18 protein-coding genes are annotated in these 16,100 nt (G+C 66.7%); 11 read left to right on the top strand and 7 right to left on the bottom strand.

Features of this window, described 5'->3' with window-relative positions; genetic code table 11:
• Nucleotides 1–105: 105 nt before the first annotated feature.
• Both EGM71_RS13520 and EGM71_RS13515 read left to right on the top strand, forming a co-directional pair.
• A complete protein-coding gene (locus tag EGM71_RS13520; protein WP_188485336.1) occupies nucleotides 106–444 on the top strand; it encodes a hypothetical protein in 339 nt (112 codons plus the stop codon).
• Nucleotides 445–501: 57 nt separating this feature from the next.
• Nucleotides 502–1,137: a glutathione S-transferase family protein gene (locus tag EGM71_RS13515; RefSeq protein WP_188485335.1), complete on the top strand. Its 636-nt coding sequence runs from the start codon at nucleotides 502–504 to the stop codon at nucleotides 1,135–1,137.
• Nucleotides 1,138–1,211: 74 nt separating this feature from the next.
• On the opposite strand, the gene arsC is transcribed toward EGM71_RS13515, so the two are convergent.
• The 3 genes from arsC to EGM71_RS13500 all read right to left on the bottom strand — a co-directional run bounded on the left by arsC (nucleotide 1,212) and on the right by EGM71_RS13500 (nucleotide 3,312).
• Complete coding sequence (arsC, locus tag EGM71_RS13510) at nucleotides 1,212–1,553, bottom strand: arsenate reductase (glutaredoxin) (RefSeq protein ID WP_188485334.1); 342 nt, start codon at nucleotides 1,551–1,553, stop codon at nucleotides 1,212–1,214.
• Complete coding sequence (locus EGM71_RS13505) at nucleotides 1,553–2,707, bottom strand: phospholipase A (RefSeq protein ID WP_188485333.1); 1,155 nt, start codon at nucleotides 2,705–2,707, stop codon at nucleotides 1,553–1,555. The genes arsC and EGM71_RS13505 overlap by 1 nt, the downstream gene beginning before the upstream one ends.
• 119 nt (nucleotides 2,708–2,826) lie before the next feature.
• A complete protein-coding gene (locus EGM71_RS13500; RefSeq protein ID WP_188485332.1) occupies nucleotides 2,827–3,312 on the bottom strand; it encodes a DUF456 domain-containing protein in 486 nt (161 codons plus the stop codon).
• 235 nt (nucleotides 3,313–3,547) lie between these two features.
• Between EGM71_RS13500 and EGM71_RS13495 the strand changes: the two genes are divergently transcribed.
• Complete coding sequence (locus EGM71_RS13495; protein ID WP_014647720.1) at nucleotides 3,548–3,757, top strand: cold-shock protein; 210 nt, start codon at nucleotides 3,548–3,550, stop codon at nucleotides 3,755–3,757.
• A gap of 72 nt (nucleotides 3,758–3,829) precedes the next feature.
• Here EGM71_RS13495 and EGM71_RS13490 read toward each other — a convergent pair whose 3' ends face one another.
• On the bottom strand, nucleotides 3,830–4,324 hold the full coding sequence (locus EGM71_RS13490) for a glycine zipper 2TM domain-containing protein (protein WP_005410289.1): 495 nt from the start codon (nucleotides 4,322–4,324) through the stop codon (nucleotides 3,830–3,832).
• Nucleotides 4,325–4,460: 136 nt separating this feature from the next.
• Nucleotides 4,461–4,895, bottom strand: a complete 435-nt coding sequence (locus EGM71_RS13485) for a cytochrome c (RefSeq protein WP_188485331.1) — start codon at nucleotides 4,893–4,895, stop codon at nucleotides 4,461–4,463.
• A gap of 80 nt (nucleotides 4,896–4,975) precedes the next feature.
• On the opposite strand from EGM71_RS13485, the gene EGM71_RS13480 reads away from it, so the two are divergent.
• The gene (locus EGM71_RS13480) at nucleotides 4,976–5,800 is read left to right on the top strand and encodes a tRNA threonylcarbamoyladenosine dehydratase (protein WP_188485330.1); all 825 of its coding nucleotides are present in this window, start codon (nucleotides 4,976–4,978) and stop codon (nucleotides 5,798–5,800) included.
• A gap of 34 nt (nucleotides 5,801–5,834) precedes the next feature.
• Here EGM71_RS13480 and EGM71_RS13475 read toward each other — a convergent pair whose 3' ends face one another.
• A complete protein-coding gene (locus EGM71_RS13475; protein ID WP_188485329.1) occupies nucleotides 5,835–6,608 on the bottom strand; it encodes a TatD family hydrolase in 774 nt (257 codons plus the stop codon).
• Complete coding sequence (locus EGM71_RS13470) at nucleotides 6,605–6,820, bottom strand: DUF6116 family protein (RefSeq protein WP_188485328.1); 216 nt, start codon at nucleotides 6,818–6,820, stop codon at nucleotides 6,605–6,607. Before EGM71_RS13470 ends, EGM71_RS13475 begins: the two co-directional genes overlap by 4 nt.
• Before the next feature lie 163 nt (nucleotides 6,821–6,983).
• Here EGM71_RS13470 and EGM71_RS13465 point away from each other — a divergent pair, with 163 nt between their 5' ends.
• The 7 genes from EGM71_RS13465 (at nucleotide 6,984) to EGM71_RS13435 (ending at nucleotide 15,976) form a co-directional block, all read left to right on the top strand.
• Entirely contained in the window at nucleotides 6,984–7,829 is an 846-nt protein-coding gene (locus EGM71_RS13465) for a glycine zipper 2TM domain-containing protein (protein ID WP_188485327.1), read from the top strand.
• Between the two features lie 126 nt (nucleotides 7,830–7,955).
• A complete protein-coding gene (locus EGM71_RS13460; protein WP_188485326.1) occupies nucleotides 7,956–8,498 on the top strand; it encodes a GNAT family N-acetyltransferase in 543 nt (180 codons plus the stop codon).
• 176 nt (nucleotides 8,499–8,674) lie between these two features.
• Entirely contained in the window at nucleotides 8,675–9,331 is a 657-nt protein-coding gene (locus EGM71_RS13455; RefSeq protein WP_188485325.1) for a glutathione S-transferase family protein, read from the top strand.
• A gap of 63 nt (nucleotides 9,332–9,394) precedes the next feature.
• Nucleotides 9,395–11,674, top strand: coding sequence for a transketolase C-terminal domain-containing protein (locus EGM71_RS13450; protein WP_188485324.1), 2,280 nt, complete (start codon nucleotides 9,395–9,397; stop codon nucleotides 11,672–11,674).
• A gap of 3 nt (nucleotides 11,675–11,677) precedes the next feature.
• Nucleotides 11,678–13,621, top strand: coding sequence for an asparagine synthase (glutamine-hydrolyzing) (asnB, locus tag EGM71_RS13445; RefSeq protein ID WP_188485323.1), 1,944 nt, complete (start codon nucleotides 11,678–11,680; stop codon nucleotides 13,619–13,621).
• Nucleotides 13,622–13,687: 66 nt separating this feature from the next.
• Nucleotides 13,688–14,248, top strand: coding sequence for an NADPH-dependent FMN reductase (locus EGM71_RS13440; RefSeq protein WP_188485322.1), 561 nt, complete (start codon nucleotides 13,688–13,690; stop codon nucleotides 14,246–14,248).
• A gap of 297 nt (nucleotides 14,249–14,545) precedes the next feature.
• Nucleotides 14,546–15,976, top strand: a complete 1,431-nt coding sequence (locus EGM71_RS13435; protein WP_075677331.1) for a replicative DNA helicase — start codon at nucleotides 14,546–14,548, stop codon at nucleotides 15,974–15,976.
• The last annotated feature ends 124 nt before the right edge of the window (nucleotides 15,977–16,100 follow it).

Raw genomic sequence — 16,100 nt, 5'->3', positions numbered from 1 at the left:
AGCAACGGCGCCCGTGTGGCGCCGTTGCTGCGTCTGGGGGGAAGGCTTGGCCCATCGCCGTGGCCGCCCTGCTACCGTAGGCCCAACCTCGCACAGGACGTGTCCATGATCTTGCATCGGTTCATCGTGGTGGGATTCCTGCTGGCCCTGGCGGGCTGCAGTACCTCATCGTCGTACGAGGGCGCGGATTTCTCCGCATCGGCGCAATGCCGCATGCAGTGCCAGGCCAGCTACCGCAGTTGCATGGCACAGGGCGATTCCATCGGCAGCCGCCAGAGCAGCTGCGAGCAGCAGGTGGTGCCGGCGCCAGACAAGCGCTGCAAGGACGTGGGCAACCCGGAGTTGCGCCGTTCCTGCGAACTGAAAGCGCATGACTGCACGCTGCGCGCGCCGATGATGTCCTGTGGCGAACGCCGCGATACCTGCATGAGCAGCTGCGGCTGAGCAGCGGTCATCGGCGAGGCGCATAATCGGCCGATCCGCCCGCACAGGATCCACCGCATGAGCACGACGCTGTATGGTTCGACAAGCACCGCCGCGCTGGTGGTGCACTGGTTGCTGATCGAGCTCGGCATCGAGCATGAACTGGTGCTGCTGGATTTCGACGCGCGCGAGCACAAGTCGGCGGAGTACCTGGCACTGAATCCGGCCGGCGTGGTGCCGACACTGCTGATTGATGGCTTGGTACTGACCGAAGCGGCGGCGATCGCACTGTATCTGGCTGACCGCCATCCGGAGGCCAACCTGCTGCCCGCACTGGGCACGCCGCAGCGCGCCGATGCCTACCGCTGGATGTTCTGGTGTGCCAATACGCTGCAGCCGGCCTATCGTGCCTGGTTCTATCCGCATGAGATGGCGGGCGAGGCGAACATCGAGGCCAGTCGCGAGATGGCCCGTCAGCGCCTTGAAGCGGCCTGGCAGCACGTGGCCACCCACCTGCAGGCGCATGGCCCCTACCTGCTGGGCGCCACGCCCTGCGTGGTCGATTACATGCTGGTGATGCTGATGCGCTGGTCACGCAACATGCCGAAGCCCAGTGACACCTGGCCGGTGCTCAAGGCGCACGCGTCAACGATGAAGGCGCGCCCTGCATTCGCCGAGGTCTACCGCCGCGAAGGCATCACCGACTGGCGGTAACCAGAAAAGGGGACGGAGGGAATTAAGTCGTTTGTGCACAAACGACTTAATTCCCTCCGTCCCCTTTTTTCGGGCTAGAGGATCTCCAGCACCGTTTCCGGTGGGCGGCACAGTCGTGTGCCCTTGGCCGTGCGCACCACCGGGCGGTTGATCAACCGTGGGTGCTCGGCCATCGCTGCCAGCAGAGTGGCTTCGTCGGCACCCTCCAGGCCCAGCTCGGCGAACAGTGCTTCCTTGCTGCGTATCAGTTCCTGCGCGCGCAGTCGGGATTCGGCCAGTACCTGGCGCAGCGTGGCCGCGTCGGGTGGGTTGCCCAGGTACTCGATCACCACTGGATCGAAGCCGGCGTCCCGGATCAGCTTCAGTGCGCTGCGCGAGTTGCTGCAGGCCGGGTTGTGCCAGATCGTCACGTCCATCAGAACCACTCCAGCAGCGACACGCCCACGCCCACATAGGTGGCCTTGTGGTTGTAGTCGATCAGGCTCTCGCCATAGCCGTCGAAGACCTGCACATGGCCACGCAGCAGGTTGCTGATCGGGAAGCCGTAGTCCAGCTGCAGGGCACCATGCGAACGGCTGCCGGTGCGCAGCGAATGGCGCGCCATCAGCGAGACCTCATGCCCGTTTCGGTTCCAGGTCAGAGTCGCGTCGCCACGGCCCATGTAATCCTCGATGTCAGGATTGTTGTCCTCGCTGCGGCTTTCGGGGATGCGATACCACGGGCGCAGTACCAGTGCCCAGTTCTCGCGATCCAGGCCGATGTTGAGCATGACCCGGTTCCAGCTGCGCGAGAGCGGATCGGCTCGTCCGTTGGACTGGTGGTTGAGGCTGATGCCGGTCATGCGCCCGCGCCAGCCACCGATCGAGTAGCCGTTGCGGAACACCATCATGACTTCCGGTTCGTAATTGGTTTCGCGGAACGGGCGCGAATCCTCGCTGTTGTAGGCCTGCCAGCGCGAACTCTGGGTGTAGCCGGCCCAGATGTCGCCGTTGTCGCCGAACAGGTTCTCGGCGATCTTGGTCTTGAAGCTGATCTGGAACTTCAGCTCGGCACTGTCGAGTACCTGCGGGGTGGTCACGCTGTTGGCCGGGTTCGACGAGTGCGGCATGGTGTTGCGATCGCTGGTCCAGAACGCGGGCAGCAGGTACACCGGCTTGTAGGCGCGCAGCTGGAACGGCCCCAGCTTGGAGTCCTCGGCCAGTTCCCAGCGGCTGTCCAGCAGCGAACCGCGGCCGGCGTTGGCCAGCGCGCTGTCCGGCGTGGCCGGGCGGAACAGGTCGCTGACCCGCTCGCGCAGCTTTTCCTCGCCCTGGCTTACACGGGCGGTCTGTCGCTCTTCGCGTCGTGCCTGCGCAGCCGCTTCGGCGGCAGCATCGGCGGCGGCGGTGGCCTCCGGGGTATGCCCGAACAGGCGGTCATAGCAGGCCAACCGGGCCGCGTCGGTGGTGATCGCCGCGCAGGCGGCCGGCGAGGTGTCGGCGCTGGGCGCGAACTCCTGCGCAGCCAGCGGTGCACTGGCCAGGGCAAGCGCCAGTGGCGCCAGGCGGGGAAGCAGCGTGGGGAGGGTCATTGCAGCAGGCCCTTCGGTGAATACGGGAATCGCACAGTGTGGCGGCTGGACCGGATGGCGGCCAGCCCCCACGGTTTATGCACGGCCACAGCGTGCGCGTGGCGTGAAGGCCATGTGGCTCAGAGGAACCAGGCGAACGCGAACAGGCCCAGCATCGCGATCACCACGGCCAGTTTCAGTGCCAGGCCCAGCAGGATGCCGAGCCAGGTGGCCAGGCCGACCTTGGTTGAGCGGCCGAGTTCGCGGGTGTGCCAGTACTCGCCGAGCAGGGCGCCGATCAGCGGTCCCGCAAACAGGCCGATGGGCATGAAGAACAGGCCGACGATGCTGCCGACGAAGGTTCCCCACAGGGCCTTGCGGCTGGCGCCGACACGCTGCGCGCCGACCACCGTGGCCAGTACGTCCACCAGCAGCGAAAGCAGGGTGAGTACACCCAGCGCGACCAGGGTGGGCCAGCCGACATGGGCAAAGCCGTCGGCCCAGGCAGCCAGCAGCAGTCCGATGAACACCAGCGGGATGCCCGGAAGGGCCGGCAGGATGATGCCGGCGATGCCGATCAGGACAAAAATGACCGCTAGCAGATATAAGATGAATGAGAGTCCCATGCTGTCCCGTATGGTGTCCGTTTTGGGGTTGACAGTGAAAGATTTTGCCAGTTGCTTTTTCGTTTTGGGCGGGTTAAGTTGCAGTCGCTGAGCTTGGCAAGGTCACCGTGGATCGTGGCCTGATGAAGCAAGATCTTCCCGATCCGCTGCATCGATGCACCTCGCTTCCCCCTTGCTTGTCAGCCGCCCACCAGGCGTTTCCAACAACAAGAGAGAGTCAAAGGGAGTTAGTGAGATGGCTGAGCGCGAGACCGGTACCGTAAAGTGGTTCAATGATGCGAAGGGCTTCGGCTTCATCAGCCGGCAGAATGGCGAGGACGTGTTCGTGCACTTCCGCGCCATCGAGACCCAGGGCTTCAAGAGCCTCAAGGAAGGCCAGACTGTGAGCTTTGAAGTCGTGCAGGGCCAGAAGGGCCTGCAGGCTGACAAGGTACAGCCGGTGTAATACCCGCCGCCCGTCGGCATGAAAAAGGCCCGCGCAAGCGGGCCTTTTTCTTTGCCTTTGGCCCGTTGCCGGTCAGCGCAGGATGACCTTGCCGTTGACGACGCGCACGTAGGTGTTCTCGCGGATGCCGCCAAGATCACGCTGGTTGACCACGATGGTGCGGCCATCATCCATGCGCACGCTGATGTCGTAGGTATCGCTGGTGACATTCTTCTGGATCTGGTTGCCGGCCAGGGCGCCACCGACCGCGCCTGCAGCGGCGGCGATGTTCTTGTTGCCACGGCTGCCACCGGTGTGGTCGGAGATTTCATGGCCGGCCACGGCGCCGACGATGCCGCCGAGGATCGCGCCGGTCGCGCTGGGCGCGGTGCGGCCCGAGGGCACGGTGTTGATGCGGGTGACGATGCCGCAGTCGGCGCAGCGGCCCTGGTTGTAACCGCCGTTGTTGCCGTAGCCGCCGTTGTTGTAGCCGTTGTTGTAACCACCGCCACCGTAACCGGGCGAGGTGGCACAGCCGGCCAGCGCGAGGGTAGCGATGGCGCTGGCGGCGATGAGCTGGATCTTCATGGGGCGTCTCCTGGCCGTGAAGGCGGGTGTGTTGGGTGGTACTGCGTCATGCAGCAGGGTGGACGAATCCTCTCCTTTCGAACGTGAACAACGCGCCAACCGTGCGCGTGGTGCCCGGCTGCAGGATGAATGCGCCTCAGCGGAAATCCTGGTGGCAGGCGCGGCAGTCCGCCTGCAGTGTCTCCACCACCTGGGCGAGGGCCTTGCAGTCGGCTGGTGGTGCGGCCAGCGCCGTGTTGAGGTTGCCGCGCAGCTGGCTGGCGTGCTGCTGGAACTGCGCGCTGTCCTTCAGCCCGGGAAAGGCCAGATCCAGGTCATTGGACAGCAGGCGCAGCGCCTGCAGCCGCGGCATGCTGTCTGCCAGGCTGCAGCGGTTCTGCTGCTGGGCCTGCTGCAGCAGCTGCGATTGTCGCTGCATCACCTGCATCAGGCTGTCCGGGAATGGGTCGCGGCGGGCCTGTAGGGCGCGGCCGACCATCACTGTGGCGATCAGGCCGATGAGCAGGCCCAGGCCGAGCACGAACAGATAGCGGTACGCGGTGGACGGGCGGCGGGGCGGGCTGGCGTTCATGGCGGGCTCTCCGGGCGTGCAACGGTGGGTTCGATGCCGGCGTACTGCGGGCGCCGGCACCTGCACGTTAAAATAGCCCGATGAACGAACAGGTCAAACAACGCTTCGCCGGCATCGAACGGCTGTATGGCGTGGGTGCTCTCGAGCGCCTGCAGGGCAGCCGCGTGGCAGTGGTCGGCATGGGCGGCGTCGGCTCGTGGGTGGTGGAGGCGCTGGCCCGATCGGCCGTCGGTCACCTGACCCTGATCGATGCCGACGATATCTGCGTGTCCAACACCAACCGGCAGCTGCCGGCGATGGAAGGCAATTACGGGCGCAACAAGGCCGAGGCGATGGCCGAGCGTTGCCGTGCGATCAACCCGGGGATCGAGGTCGATGCCGTGCAGGCATTCCTGACGATGTCCAACATGGCTGAGCTGCTGGACCGTGGATTCGATCTGGTGATCGATGCCTGCGACAGCTTCCGGGTCAAGGTCGAGACGATCGCCTGGTGCCGCCGCCGCAAGCTGCCGTTGCTGACCGTCGGCGCTGCCGGTGGCCGTACCGATCCAACCCTGGTGCGTATCCGCGATGTCTCGCGCACCGAGCATGACGCCATGCTGGCGCTGATCCGCAAGAAGCTGCGCAGCGAGTTCAATTTCCCGAAGAACGCCAAGCGCTATTTCGGCGTGCCGGCGGTGTATTCGCTGGAGAACGTGAAGTACCCCCAGGCCGACGGCAGTGTCTGTGGCCTCCGCCCGAACCTCGGCGCCGATGCGGCATTGAAGCTGGATTGCGGCGCTGGCCTGGGCGCTGCCACCCACATCACCGGCGCGTTCGCCTTCGCGGCGGTGGGCAAGGCGCTGGAAATGCTGCTGGAGCCGAAAAAGGTGAAGGCCGAAGCGGTAGAGGCCAGCGAGGTGTGATGGATCGTGCCGGCCAGCGGCCGGCACCTGCCCGTTACATTGCCGGCAGCGCGAACAGCCGCCGCGCATTCTCCGTCGTGGCCTGAGCCACCGCCTCCAGCTCCATCCCGCGCAGCGCGGCCACGTGGCGGGCAATGGTCGCCAGTCGCGCCGGTTCGTTGCGCTGGCCGCGGATGCCGGCGTCGGGCTGGTCCGGTGCGTCGGTTTCCAGCAGCAGCTGTTCCAGCGGCATCTCGCGCACCAGCCGCTGCAGGCGCTGCGCCCGTTCGTAGGTCAGCGGGCCGCCAAGACCCAGCAGGAAGCCCTGCCTGTGCAGTTGCGCGGCCTGTTCGGGGCTGCCGGAAAAGCTGTGCACCACGCCGCGCAGGCCGCCGACGCGACGGATGGCGGCGACCACTGCGTCCACCGCGCGTCGCGCGTGCACGATGACCGGCAGGTCGAATTCACGGGCCAGTTCCAGCTGGCCGATGAAATACGCCTGCTGGGCCTCGGCATCCAGTCCTTCGACGAAGAAGTCCAGGCCGCATTCGCCAATCGCGCACGGGCGTTCGCGCTCGATCCACTCGCGCAGCAGCGGCAGGTGCCCCGGGTGGTGCTCGGCCAGGAACATCGGGTGCAGGCCGTAGGCCGGGTACAGCCCCGGTGCCTGCTGGCAGACCTCGCGCAGCTTCGGCCAGCTGGCAGCGGTCACCGCAGGCACCACCTGCTGGCGCACCCCCGCAGCCTGCGCCCGCTCGATCACGGCGGCGCGGTCAGGGTCGAACCCGCTCGCGTCGAGATGGCAGTGACTGTCGACCAGCAGGCTCAACGCTGCTCCAGCGGCGGGGGCGTGGTGGCGTTGCGGCTCTTCCAGTTGGCCAGCAGCAGCGTGCCGAAGCCCAGCACCAGCTCATCGACGAACGGGATCGGGTCCGGGATGAACAGCGTCAGCGCGAACAGGCCGGCGGTGAGCTTGAACAGGGTGGGGTAGCGCAGCCGGCGCGCCCATTGCAGTACCGGCAGCAGCATCGGGTTGGCCATGGCGGGAATCCTCGTGGGGAATATGCAAACGCTACCATGGGCCCAGCATTTCCCGATGCTGAATGGGTTATCGGAATGAGCAGGAAATGTGGAGATTCCGTTCAGGCAGCGCATGCTGCAATCTGACCCGAGAACGTTGCGGATGGTCCGCAAGGAGCAGGTCATGAAAAGCACAACTACAACTGTCCTGGTCGCAGCGGGCGCGCTGCTGGTCGGTGGCATCGCCACCGCCGCCTTCATGAAGAGTGGCGACAAGTCGCCCGATTCCATCAGCGCCGCAACCCCCAATGGCGAGTCGCGCCTGGTCGATGGCAGCGCCACCGACGATGGCGCTCGAGGTGACAAGCTCGACCCGTCCGCACCGCGCGGTCTGGAGTACGCCGATGTGCTGAAGGTCGACCCGATCACCGAAAAGCAGAAGGCGTACGCCACCGTGATCGGCACTGACCCGGTGCGCGAGACCTCCACCACCCAGACCCCGCATGAGGTCTGCCAGGACGTGACGGTGCAGGAACGCCTGCCGGAGCGTGATGGCAACGTCGGCGGCACTGTGGTCGGTGCCGTGGTCGGCGGCCTGCTCGGCAACCAGGTTGGCGGCGGCAATGGCAAGAAGGCGGCCACTGCGGCCGGCGCGGTGGCCGGTGGCTTCATCGGCAACCAGATCGACAAGCGCCATGTGGGTGGCCGCGTGGTCAACCGTACTGAGCGCCAGTGCCACACCGAGACCGCCACCTCCGAGTCGAGCCGTGTCACTGGCTACAACGTGACCTACCGCAACGAGGATGGCACCACCGGCAGCATGCGCATGGCCAGCAAGCCGGGTAACCGCATCGCCATGGGCAATACCGATGTGGTCAAGGGTTACAACGTGACCTACCGCTACGACGGTGCAGAGAAGACCGTTCGCATGGACAACAAGCCGGCCAGCGATCGCCTGCCGGTGGTCGATGGCCAGCTGGTCACGCAGACCGCTGCCGCCGGCGCTACTGCTGCGGCCACGCGCCAGTAATCCAGGCGAAACGCGCGGTACCCTACGGGCCGGCTCATTCCGGCCCGTTTCATTGCCGCCGGCGATATTCATCCACGCAGGCAGGGAATCCACCATCATGTACGCTCCCTTCGACATGGAGTCGGCATGAGCATCTTCGACCTGCACATCGAAACCGAGCGCCTGATCCTGCGACCGCTGATGCGCGAGGATTACGAACCGTATCTCGCGTTCTGCGCCGATGAGGAAACGATGCGCACCCTCGGCGGCGTGCAGCCGCCGTCGGTGGCCTGGCGCGGTTTCTGCAGCCTGGCCGGTGCCTGGCAGTTGTTCGGCTTCTCGATGTTCAGCGTGATCGAGAAATCCAGCGGCGACTGGATCGGGCGGATGGGCCCGTGGCAGCCGCAGGACTGGCCAGGTACCGAAGTGGGCTGGGGCATCCGCCATGCCAGCTGGGGCCGGGGCTATGCACCGGAAGCCGCGGTCGCTGCAATCGATTGGGCGTTCGATACGCTGGGCTGGGACGAGGTGATCCACACCATCGCCGAGAACAACGACAACTCGCGGGCCGTGGCACGCAAGCTTGGCAGCACCCTGCTGCGCATGGGGGAATTGCCAGCGCCATACAACGACAAGCCCATGCAGATCTGGGGCCAGTCGCGCGAGCAATGGCGGCAACGCGCGCGCTGAGTGTTGCCCGGTCGTGCCGGCTGCTGGCCGGCAACCTCGTTGCAGCAGGATTCGTGCGATTGCCGGCCAGCGGCCGGCACGACCGCGTTGCCATGCTGCACCCGCGCTTGGCATTCACCGGCGCGCTTGCCAGACTGCACGCAGCCGGCCGCCGGCCGGATCCGAGGGAGCAGGCAATGGTGGAAGAGCGCGTCCCGTTGACGGTGCACGGCATGTCGGTGTCCGGCAATTGCCACAAGGTCCGCCTGCTGCTGGAGCAGCTCGGCAGCCGCTACCGCTGGGTGGAAGTGGACAGTGCCCATGGCCAGACCCACACCGCCGAGTTCCTCGCGCTCAACCCCAATGCCAAGGTGCCGCTGATCGTCCGCGACGATGGCCGTGTGCTGACTGAATCCAACGCGATCCTGTTCTGGTTGGCCGAAGGCACGCCCTACCTGCCCACCGATGGTTGGGAGCGTGCGCAGGCACTGAGCTGGATGTTCTTCGAGCAGTACACGCACGAGCCATGCGTGGCGGTAGCGCGCTTCATCCGCGGCTGGACCGCAACCGATTCACCGCGCCGCGCCGAACTGCCACGCCTGCACGAACGCGCTGCCACTGCGCTGGCGGTGATGGAGCAGCACCTGCGCCAGGCACAGTGGTTCACCGGCAGCGGGTACGGCATCGCCGATATCGCGCTGTTTGCCTATACCGATGTGGCGGGCGAGGGTGGCATCAGCCTGGAGCCGTTCCCGGAGGTGCGCGCCTGGCTGCAGCGCGTGCGCGGGCAACCGCGGTTCCTGGCGATGCCGGCGGTGACCGCCGAAGTACGCGCGCGTTTCGAGGCCGCCTGATGCCCACAGGGTAGCGCCGGGCCAACGCCCGGCGGAACGCAACAACGACACGGAGGGTGTTCGATGTTTGCTGTGGTTCCAGATCCGATTCCTGCGCGCATGCGCGTGCTCAACCGCGCCGAAGTGTGCGACGCCAATTTCCTCGACGCGGTGCGTGGCTGGCGCGGCACGCCGCGCACACGTCCCGCGCAGGATGCACCGATCCTGCCGGGCAGCACGCTCAGCGCAGCGGCCTTCGGTGAACTGTTCGATTCGCAGCTGGCCAGCCGTCAGCTGGACCTGATGGCGCGCGTACTGCGCGTGCAGAACAAGGTCTTCTACACCATCGGTTCGTCCGGCCACGAAGGCAACGCGCTGCTGGCGCGGGCCAGCCGGCATACCGACCCGGCGTTCCTGCACTATCGCTCCGGCGCCTTCATGGCCGAGCGCTCGCGCCAGGTGCCGGGGATCGACCCGCTGCGCGATGCTGCGCTGTCATTCGCGGCCAGCGCCGATGATCCGGCCAGTGGGGGGCGCCACAAGGTGTGGGGCAGCAAACCGCTATGGGTGCTGCCGCAGACCTCGACCATCGCATCGCATCTGCCGAAGGCGCTGGGCACCGCGCTGGCCATCGAGAGTGGCAAGCGGCTGGGCCACGCGCTTCCCATTCCGGCCGACAGCATCGTGCTGTGCTCGTTCGGTGATGCCTCGGCCAACCATGCCACGGCACAGACCGCGTTCAACACCGCGATGTGGTCGGCTTACCAGAAGCTGCCGGCACCGGTCCTGTTCGTCTGCGAGGACAATGGCCTGGGCATCTCGGTGAAGACGCCGGACGGCTGGATCGCCGAACGATTCAGCCGCCAGCCGGGGCTGGACTATTTCTTTGCCGATGGCCTCGACCTGGCCACCGGACACGCCCAGGTGCAGGCCGCGGTGGATCACTGCCGGCGCACGCGGCGACCAACCTTCCTGCATCTGCGCACCACGCGCCTGATGGGCCACGCCGGCACCGACTTCGAGGTGGAATGGCGCGCGTTGCCGGAACTGTGCGCGGCCGAGGCGCAGGATCCGCTGCTGCGCTCGGCGCAGATCGCGATGGAATCGGGTTGGATGGATGCGGCGGCGATCGAGGTCGCCTACGAAACGATGCGCGCGCGCTGCATGGCCGCCGCCGTCGATGCCGAAGCGCGGCCGAAGTTGCAGTCGCTGCAGGAGGTGGTGGCGCCGCTTGCGCCGTACACGCCGGCCGCGGTGCAGGCCGAAGCGCGGCGCGAGGTGCCCGCCGGGACGCGCGAAGCGCTGTATGGCGGTGCGGAGACCCTGCCCGAGCGGCAGGCGCCACGCCACCTGGCGATCCAGATCAACCACGGCCTGCAGGAACTGCTGGCGAAGTATCCGCAGAGCCTGCTGTTCGGTGAGGACGTGGCACAGAAGGGCGGTGTCTACACCGTCAGCAAGGATCTGCTGCGCCGTTTCGGCCCACGCCGGGTGTTCAACACCCTGCTGGATGAGACCATGATCCTGGGGATGGCGCAGGGCCTGGCCAACCTGGGCATGTTGCCTATTCCGGAGATCCAGTACCTGGCGTATCTGCACAACGCCATCGATCAGGTGCGCGGCGAAGCGTGTTCGCTGCAGTTCTTCTCCAACGACCAGTTCCGCAACCCGATGCTGGTGCGGGTGGCCGGACTGGGCTACCAGAAGGGCTTCGGTGGCCACTTCCACAATGACAATTCGATCACCGCGCTGCGCGACATCCCGGGCCTGGTGGTGGGCTGCCCGTCGCGCGGCGACGACGCGGTGATGATGCTGCGCACGCTGGCCGCACTGGCGCGGGTGGATGGGCGCGTGGCGGTGTTCCTGGAGCCGATCGCGCTGTACATGAGCAAGGACCTGCATGAAGCGGGTGATGGCCAGTGGCTGTTCGACTACCCGGCACAGGGCCAGGCGCTGGTGCCGGGCGAGGGCCGGGTCTATGCGCCGGACGCCGGCGACCTGGTGATCTTCACCTATGGCAACGGCGTGCCGATGGCATTGCGCGCGGCGCGGGCGATCGAGCAGCAGCTGGGCTGGCAGGTGCGGGTGGTCGACCTGCGCTGGCTGGTACCGCTGGATGCCGGCTTCATCGCCGGCCAGGCGGCCAGCGCACGGCGGGTGCTGGTGCTGGACGAAGGGCGTCACAGTGGCGGGGTGGGTGAGGGGGTGGTCACCGCGCTGGTCGAGGCCGGGTTCGGCCATCTGCCATTGCGCCGGGTCTGTGGTGCCGATACGTATACGCCACTGGCGGGGGCAGCAATGTTCGGGCTTCCAAGCGACAATGCGGTGGTTGGCGCCGCCCTCGACCTGGCGCAGGAACCCTGATGCATGTGTGGATTGGCGGGAATGTTGTTGCCGGCGCCGCTGGCGTCGGCCGAGGCGCTGCAGGCGCAGGCCCTGGCCATGGGCCAGGCGCTGCACCATCGCGGGCCGGATGATGGCGGTAGCTGGGTCGATGCCGAGGCAGGCATCGCGCTGGCGCATCGGCGCCTGAGCATCCTCGACCTGTCCCCGTTGGGCCACCAGCCGATGGCCTCGGCCGACGGCCGCTACGTGATGGCCTACAACGGCGAGGTCTACAACTTCGCCGCCCTGCGCGAGGCGCTGGAGCTGCTGGGGCATGCCTTCCGCGGCCATTCCGACACCGAAGTGCTGCTGGCAGCGATCCTGCAGTGGGGCGTGGAAGATACCCTGCAGCGTTGCAACGGCATGTTCGCCATCGCGCTGTGGGACCGCCAGGAGCGCTGCCTGTGGCTGGCGCGCGACCGCGTCGGCAAGAAGCCGCTGTACTACGGCTGGGCCGGCGACACGCTGGTGTTCGGTTCGGAACTGAAGGCGCTCTGGCAACACCCGGCGTTCGACAACGACATCGACCGTGATGCGCTCACCTTGCTGCTGCGGCTGGATTACATCCCGGCGCCGCACAGCATCCACCAGCGCTGCTACAAGCTGATGCCGGGCCGGGTGCTGCGCCTGGACGCGGCGGCCGTCGCTGCCGGTGCATCCGCGCATCGCCCGGAACAGGCACAGCGCCCGTACTGGGATGCGCGTGCACGCATGCAGGCGGCGTTGGCCGCCCCGTTCCAGGGCCGCATCGAGGAGGCGGAGGAACAGTTGGACACGCTGCTGCGCGACGCGGTGGCGCTGCGCATGGTGGCCGACGTGCCGGTCGGCGTATTCCTGTCCGGCGGCACCGATTCGTCACTGGTGGCGGCGCTGATGCAGGCCCAGAGCGGGCAACCGGTGCACAGCTTCAGCATCGGCTTCACCGATTCGGGACATGACGAAGCGCCGCTGGCCCGGGAGCTGGCTGCTCACCTGGGCTGTGATCACACCGAGTTGTACGTCAGCGGCGCCGACGCACTGGCGGTGGTGCCGCAGTTGCCGGCGATGTTCGATGAGCCTTTTGCCGACGCTTCGCAGGTGCCCACCGCGCTGGTCGCCCGGCTGGCGCGGCAGGGCGTGACCGTGGCGCTGTCTGGCGACGGTGGCGATGAGCTGTTCTTCGGCTATACCCGGTATGTACGCGCGCTGCGCAACTGGCAGATGCTCGGCCGCGTGCCGGGGCCGCTGCGGCGCTGGATGGGCGCACGCTCGCAGCAGCAGGGTGAGGCCTCGCGGACCGGCGGCCTGGCCGCGCTGCTGGCCGAGACCGGTGCGCGTGGCATCGGCGACGTCTACCGCAACCGTATCTCGCGCTGGCGCGACCCGGCCGCGGCGGTGCCCGGCGCGCAGGCCGCCGGCAGCTTCTACGACCTGGCCGATCCGCTGCACGGCGCGGGGACCCCGGCCGACGCGATGATGCTGGCCGATTTCGTGAGCTACCTGCCGGATGACCTGTTGTGCAAGGTCGACCGCACCTCGATGGCAGTCAGCCTGGAGGCGCGCGCACCACTGCTGGACTGGCGCGTGGCCGAGTTCGCCTGGTCGCTGCCGCTGGGCTTCAAGCGCAGTGAGACGACCAGCAAGGTGCTGCTCAAGCGCGTGCTGGGCCGTTACGTGCCGCATTCGATGGTGCACCGTCCCAAGCGCGGTTTCGGCGCACCGGTCAGTGACTGGCTGAAGGGCGACCTGCGGCCCTGGGCCGAGGACCTGCTGCAGCCGGCGCGGCTGGAGCGTGAGGGCGTGCTGTCGGCGGCGGCGGTGCAGCCGTTGTGGCAGCAGTTCCTGGGAGGGCAGCGCAAGTGGCATACCCATCTGTGGAACGTGCTGATGTTCCAGGCCTGGCAGGCGCATTGGCGGCAGGCGCGCGCAGGCGTTGTGGGCGGCTGATCTTCACCGGCGTGCACAGGCCCGGCGGCTAGGCTGGGCCTCCCGCACCGTGAGGAGTATGTCCCGATGTCCGTCCCCACCATCGCCGTGTTCGTCGGCAGCCTGCGCAAGGACTCCTGCAACCGCAAGCTGGCCCATGCGCTGGAGAAGATCGCCGGCGATCGCGCGCGCTTCCAGTACGTGCAGATCGGCGACCTGCCGTTGTACGACCAGGACTTCGACGCGCATTACCCGACGCAGGGAACCCGGCTGAAGGACCAGGTGCGCGCTGCCGACGCGGTGCTGTTCGTGACCCCCGAATACAACCGGTCGGTACCGGGCGTGCTCAAGAACGCCATCGATATCGGCTCACGCCCCTACGGTGACAGTGCGTTTGCCGGCAAGCCGGCGGCGGTGATCGGCGCCTCCATCGGCCAGATCGGTACCGCCGTGGCCCAGCAGCACCTGCGCAACAGCCTGGCCTTCCTGGACATGCATGTGCTTGGCCAGCCCGAGGCGTTCATCCACTTCAAGGATGGCCTGATCGATGCGGACGGCACGATCCACAACGAGGGCACGCAGAAATTCCTGCAGGGCTACGTGGACCGGTTCCTGGCGCTGATCGCGGTGCACGTGAAGGGCGATTGACGCCTGCGGGGGCAGAGCCCTCTGCGCCGCAGCGGGATCCGACCCCAGCCACGCCCAGGGGCGGATCCTGACGCGCAGCGACGGGCTCCGACCCGGGGCGCCTGATCTGCGATAATGTCCCGCTCGGGCGCCGCAATGGCGCCCGTCGCAGGCAGTGCGACACCCCCACGCCAGTCTGGCCAGGCACCGGCGGATATCCCCCGTTTCTCCACGGCTTATCCACAGGATTGTCCATGGCCGCCGGGGTCGGCGCATGCCTACACTCGTCTGGCCCACTTTTGCAGGAAACACCGCAGCATGTCCGCTCGTCCCGGCTTCCGTTCCAACCGCAGAGAGCGCGGTGATGGCTTCGATCGCGATCGCGACGAGTCGCGCATCGACCAGTTGCGGGTACCGCCGCATTCGGTGGAAGCCGAGCAGGCGGTGCTGGGTGGCCTGATGCTGGCGCCCGAGGCGTATGACCGGGTCAACGACCAGCTGACCGAAGGCGACTTCTATCGTCGCGATCACCAGATGATCTACCGTGCGATCCGCGAGCTTTCCGAGCGCGAACGGCCGTTCGATGCGGTGACCCTGGGCGAGTGGTTTGAATCGCAGGGCAAGATGGAACTGGTGGGCGACGGTGCCTACCTGATCGAACTGGCCAGTACCACGCCGTCGGCCGCCAATATCGTGGCCTACGCCGAAATCGTGCGCGACAAGGCGGTGCTGCGGCAGCTGATCCAGGTCGGCACCGACATCGTCAATGACGGTTTCCAGCCGGAGGGGCGTGACAGCAGCGAGCTGCTGGCCTCGGCGGAAAAGAGCGTGTTTGCGATCGCCGAACAGGGTGCGCGTGGCCGAACCGATTTCGTGGCCATGCCCGGCGCACTGAAGGATGCCTTCGAGGAGCTGCGCAACCGCTTCGAGAACGGCGGCAACATCACCGGCCTGCCGACCGGGTACAACGATTTCGATGCGATGACCGCCGGCCTGCAGCCGACCGACCTGATCATCCTTGCGGCGCGCCCGGCGATGGGCAAGACCACCTTCGCGCTGAACATCGCCGAGTACGCGGCGATCAAGTCGAAGAAGGGCGTGGCGGTGTTCTCGATGGAAATGTCGGCATCGCAGCTGGCGATGCGCCTGATTTCCTCCAATGGCCGCATCAACGCGCAGCGCCTGCGTACCGGCCAGCTGGAAGACGAGGACTGGAGCCGCGTTACCAGCGCGATCAAGATGCTGAAGGAAACCAAGATCTTCATCGACGATACGCCGGGCGTGTCGCCGGAAGTGTTGCGTTCCAAGTGCCGCCGCCTCAAGCGCGAGCATGATCTCGGCCTGATCGTGATCGACTACCTGCAGCTGATGAGCGTGCCGGGCAACAGTGAAAACCGCGCGACCGAAATCTCGGAAATCTCGCGTTCGCTGAAGGGACTGGCCAAGGAACTGAACGTGCCGGTGATCGCGCTGTCCCAGCTCAACCGCTCGCTGGAAACGCGTACCGACAAGCGCCCGGTGATGGCCGACCTTCGCGAATCGGGCGCAATCGAGCAGGACGCGGACATGATCGTGTTCATCTACCGCGATGATTACTACAACAAGGAAAATTCGCCGGACAAGGGCCTGGCCGAGATCATCATCGGCAAGCACCGTGGTGGCCCGACCGGTTCGTGCAAGCTGAAGTTCTTCGGCGAGTACACCCGCTTCGACAACCTGGCCCACGATTCGGTCGGCTCGTTCGAGTAACCGTAGTGCCGGCCGCTGGCCGGCAACCACCCCACGGCCGGTAAACCATCCGAAACGCCAAAATTCCGTATGTGGCGTGTAAATGACATGTAACGCGACGCTTCTACGATTCCGCCGCTGCTGC

Source organism: Stenotrophomonas maltophilia (genome assembly GCF_006970445.1).
GTDB lineage: Bacteria > Pseudomonadota > Gammaproteobacteria > Xanthomonadales > Xanthomonadaceae > Stenotrophomonas > Stenotrophomonas maltophilia_AU.
This window is presented reverse-complemented; position numbering and strand designations above follow the sequence as displayed.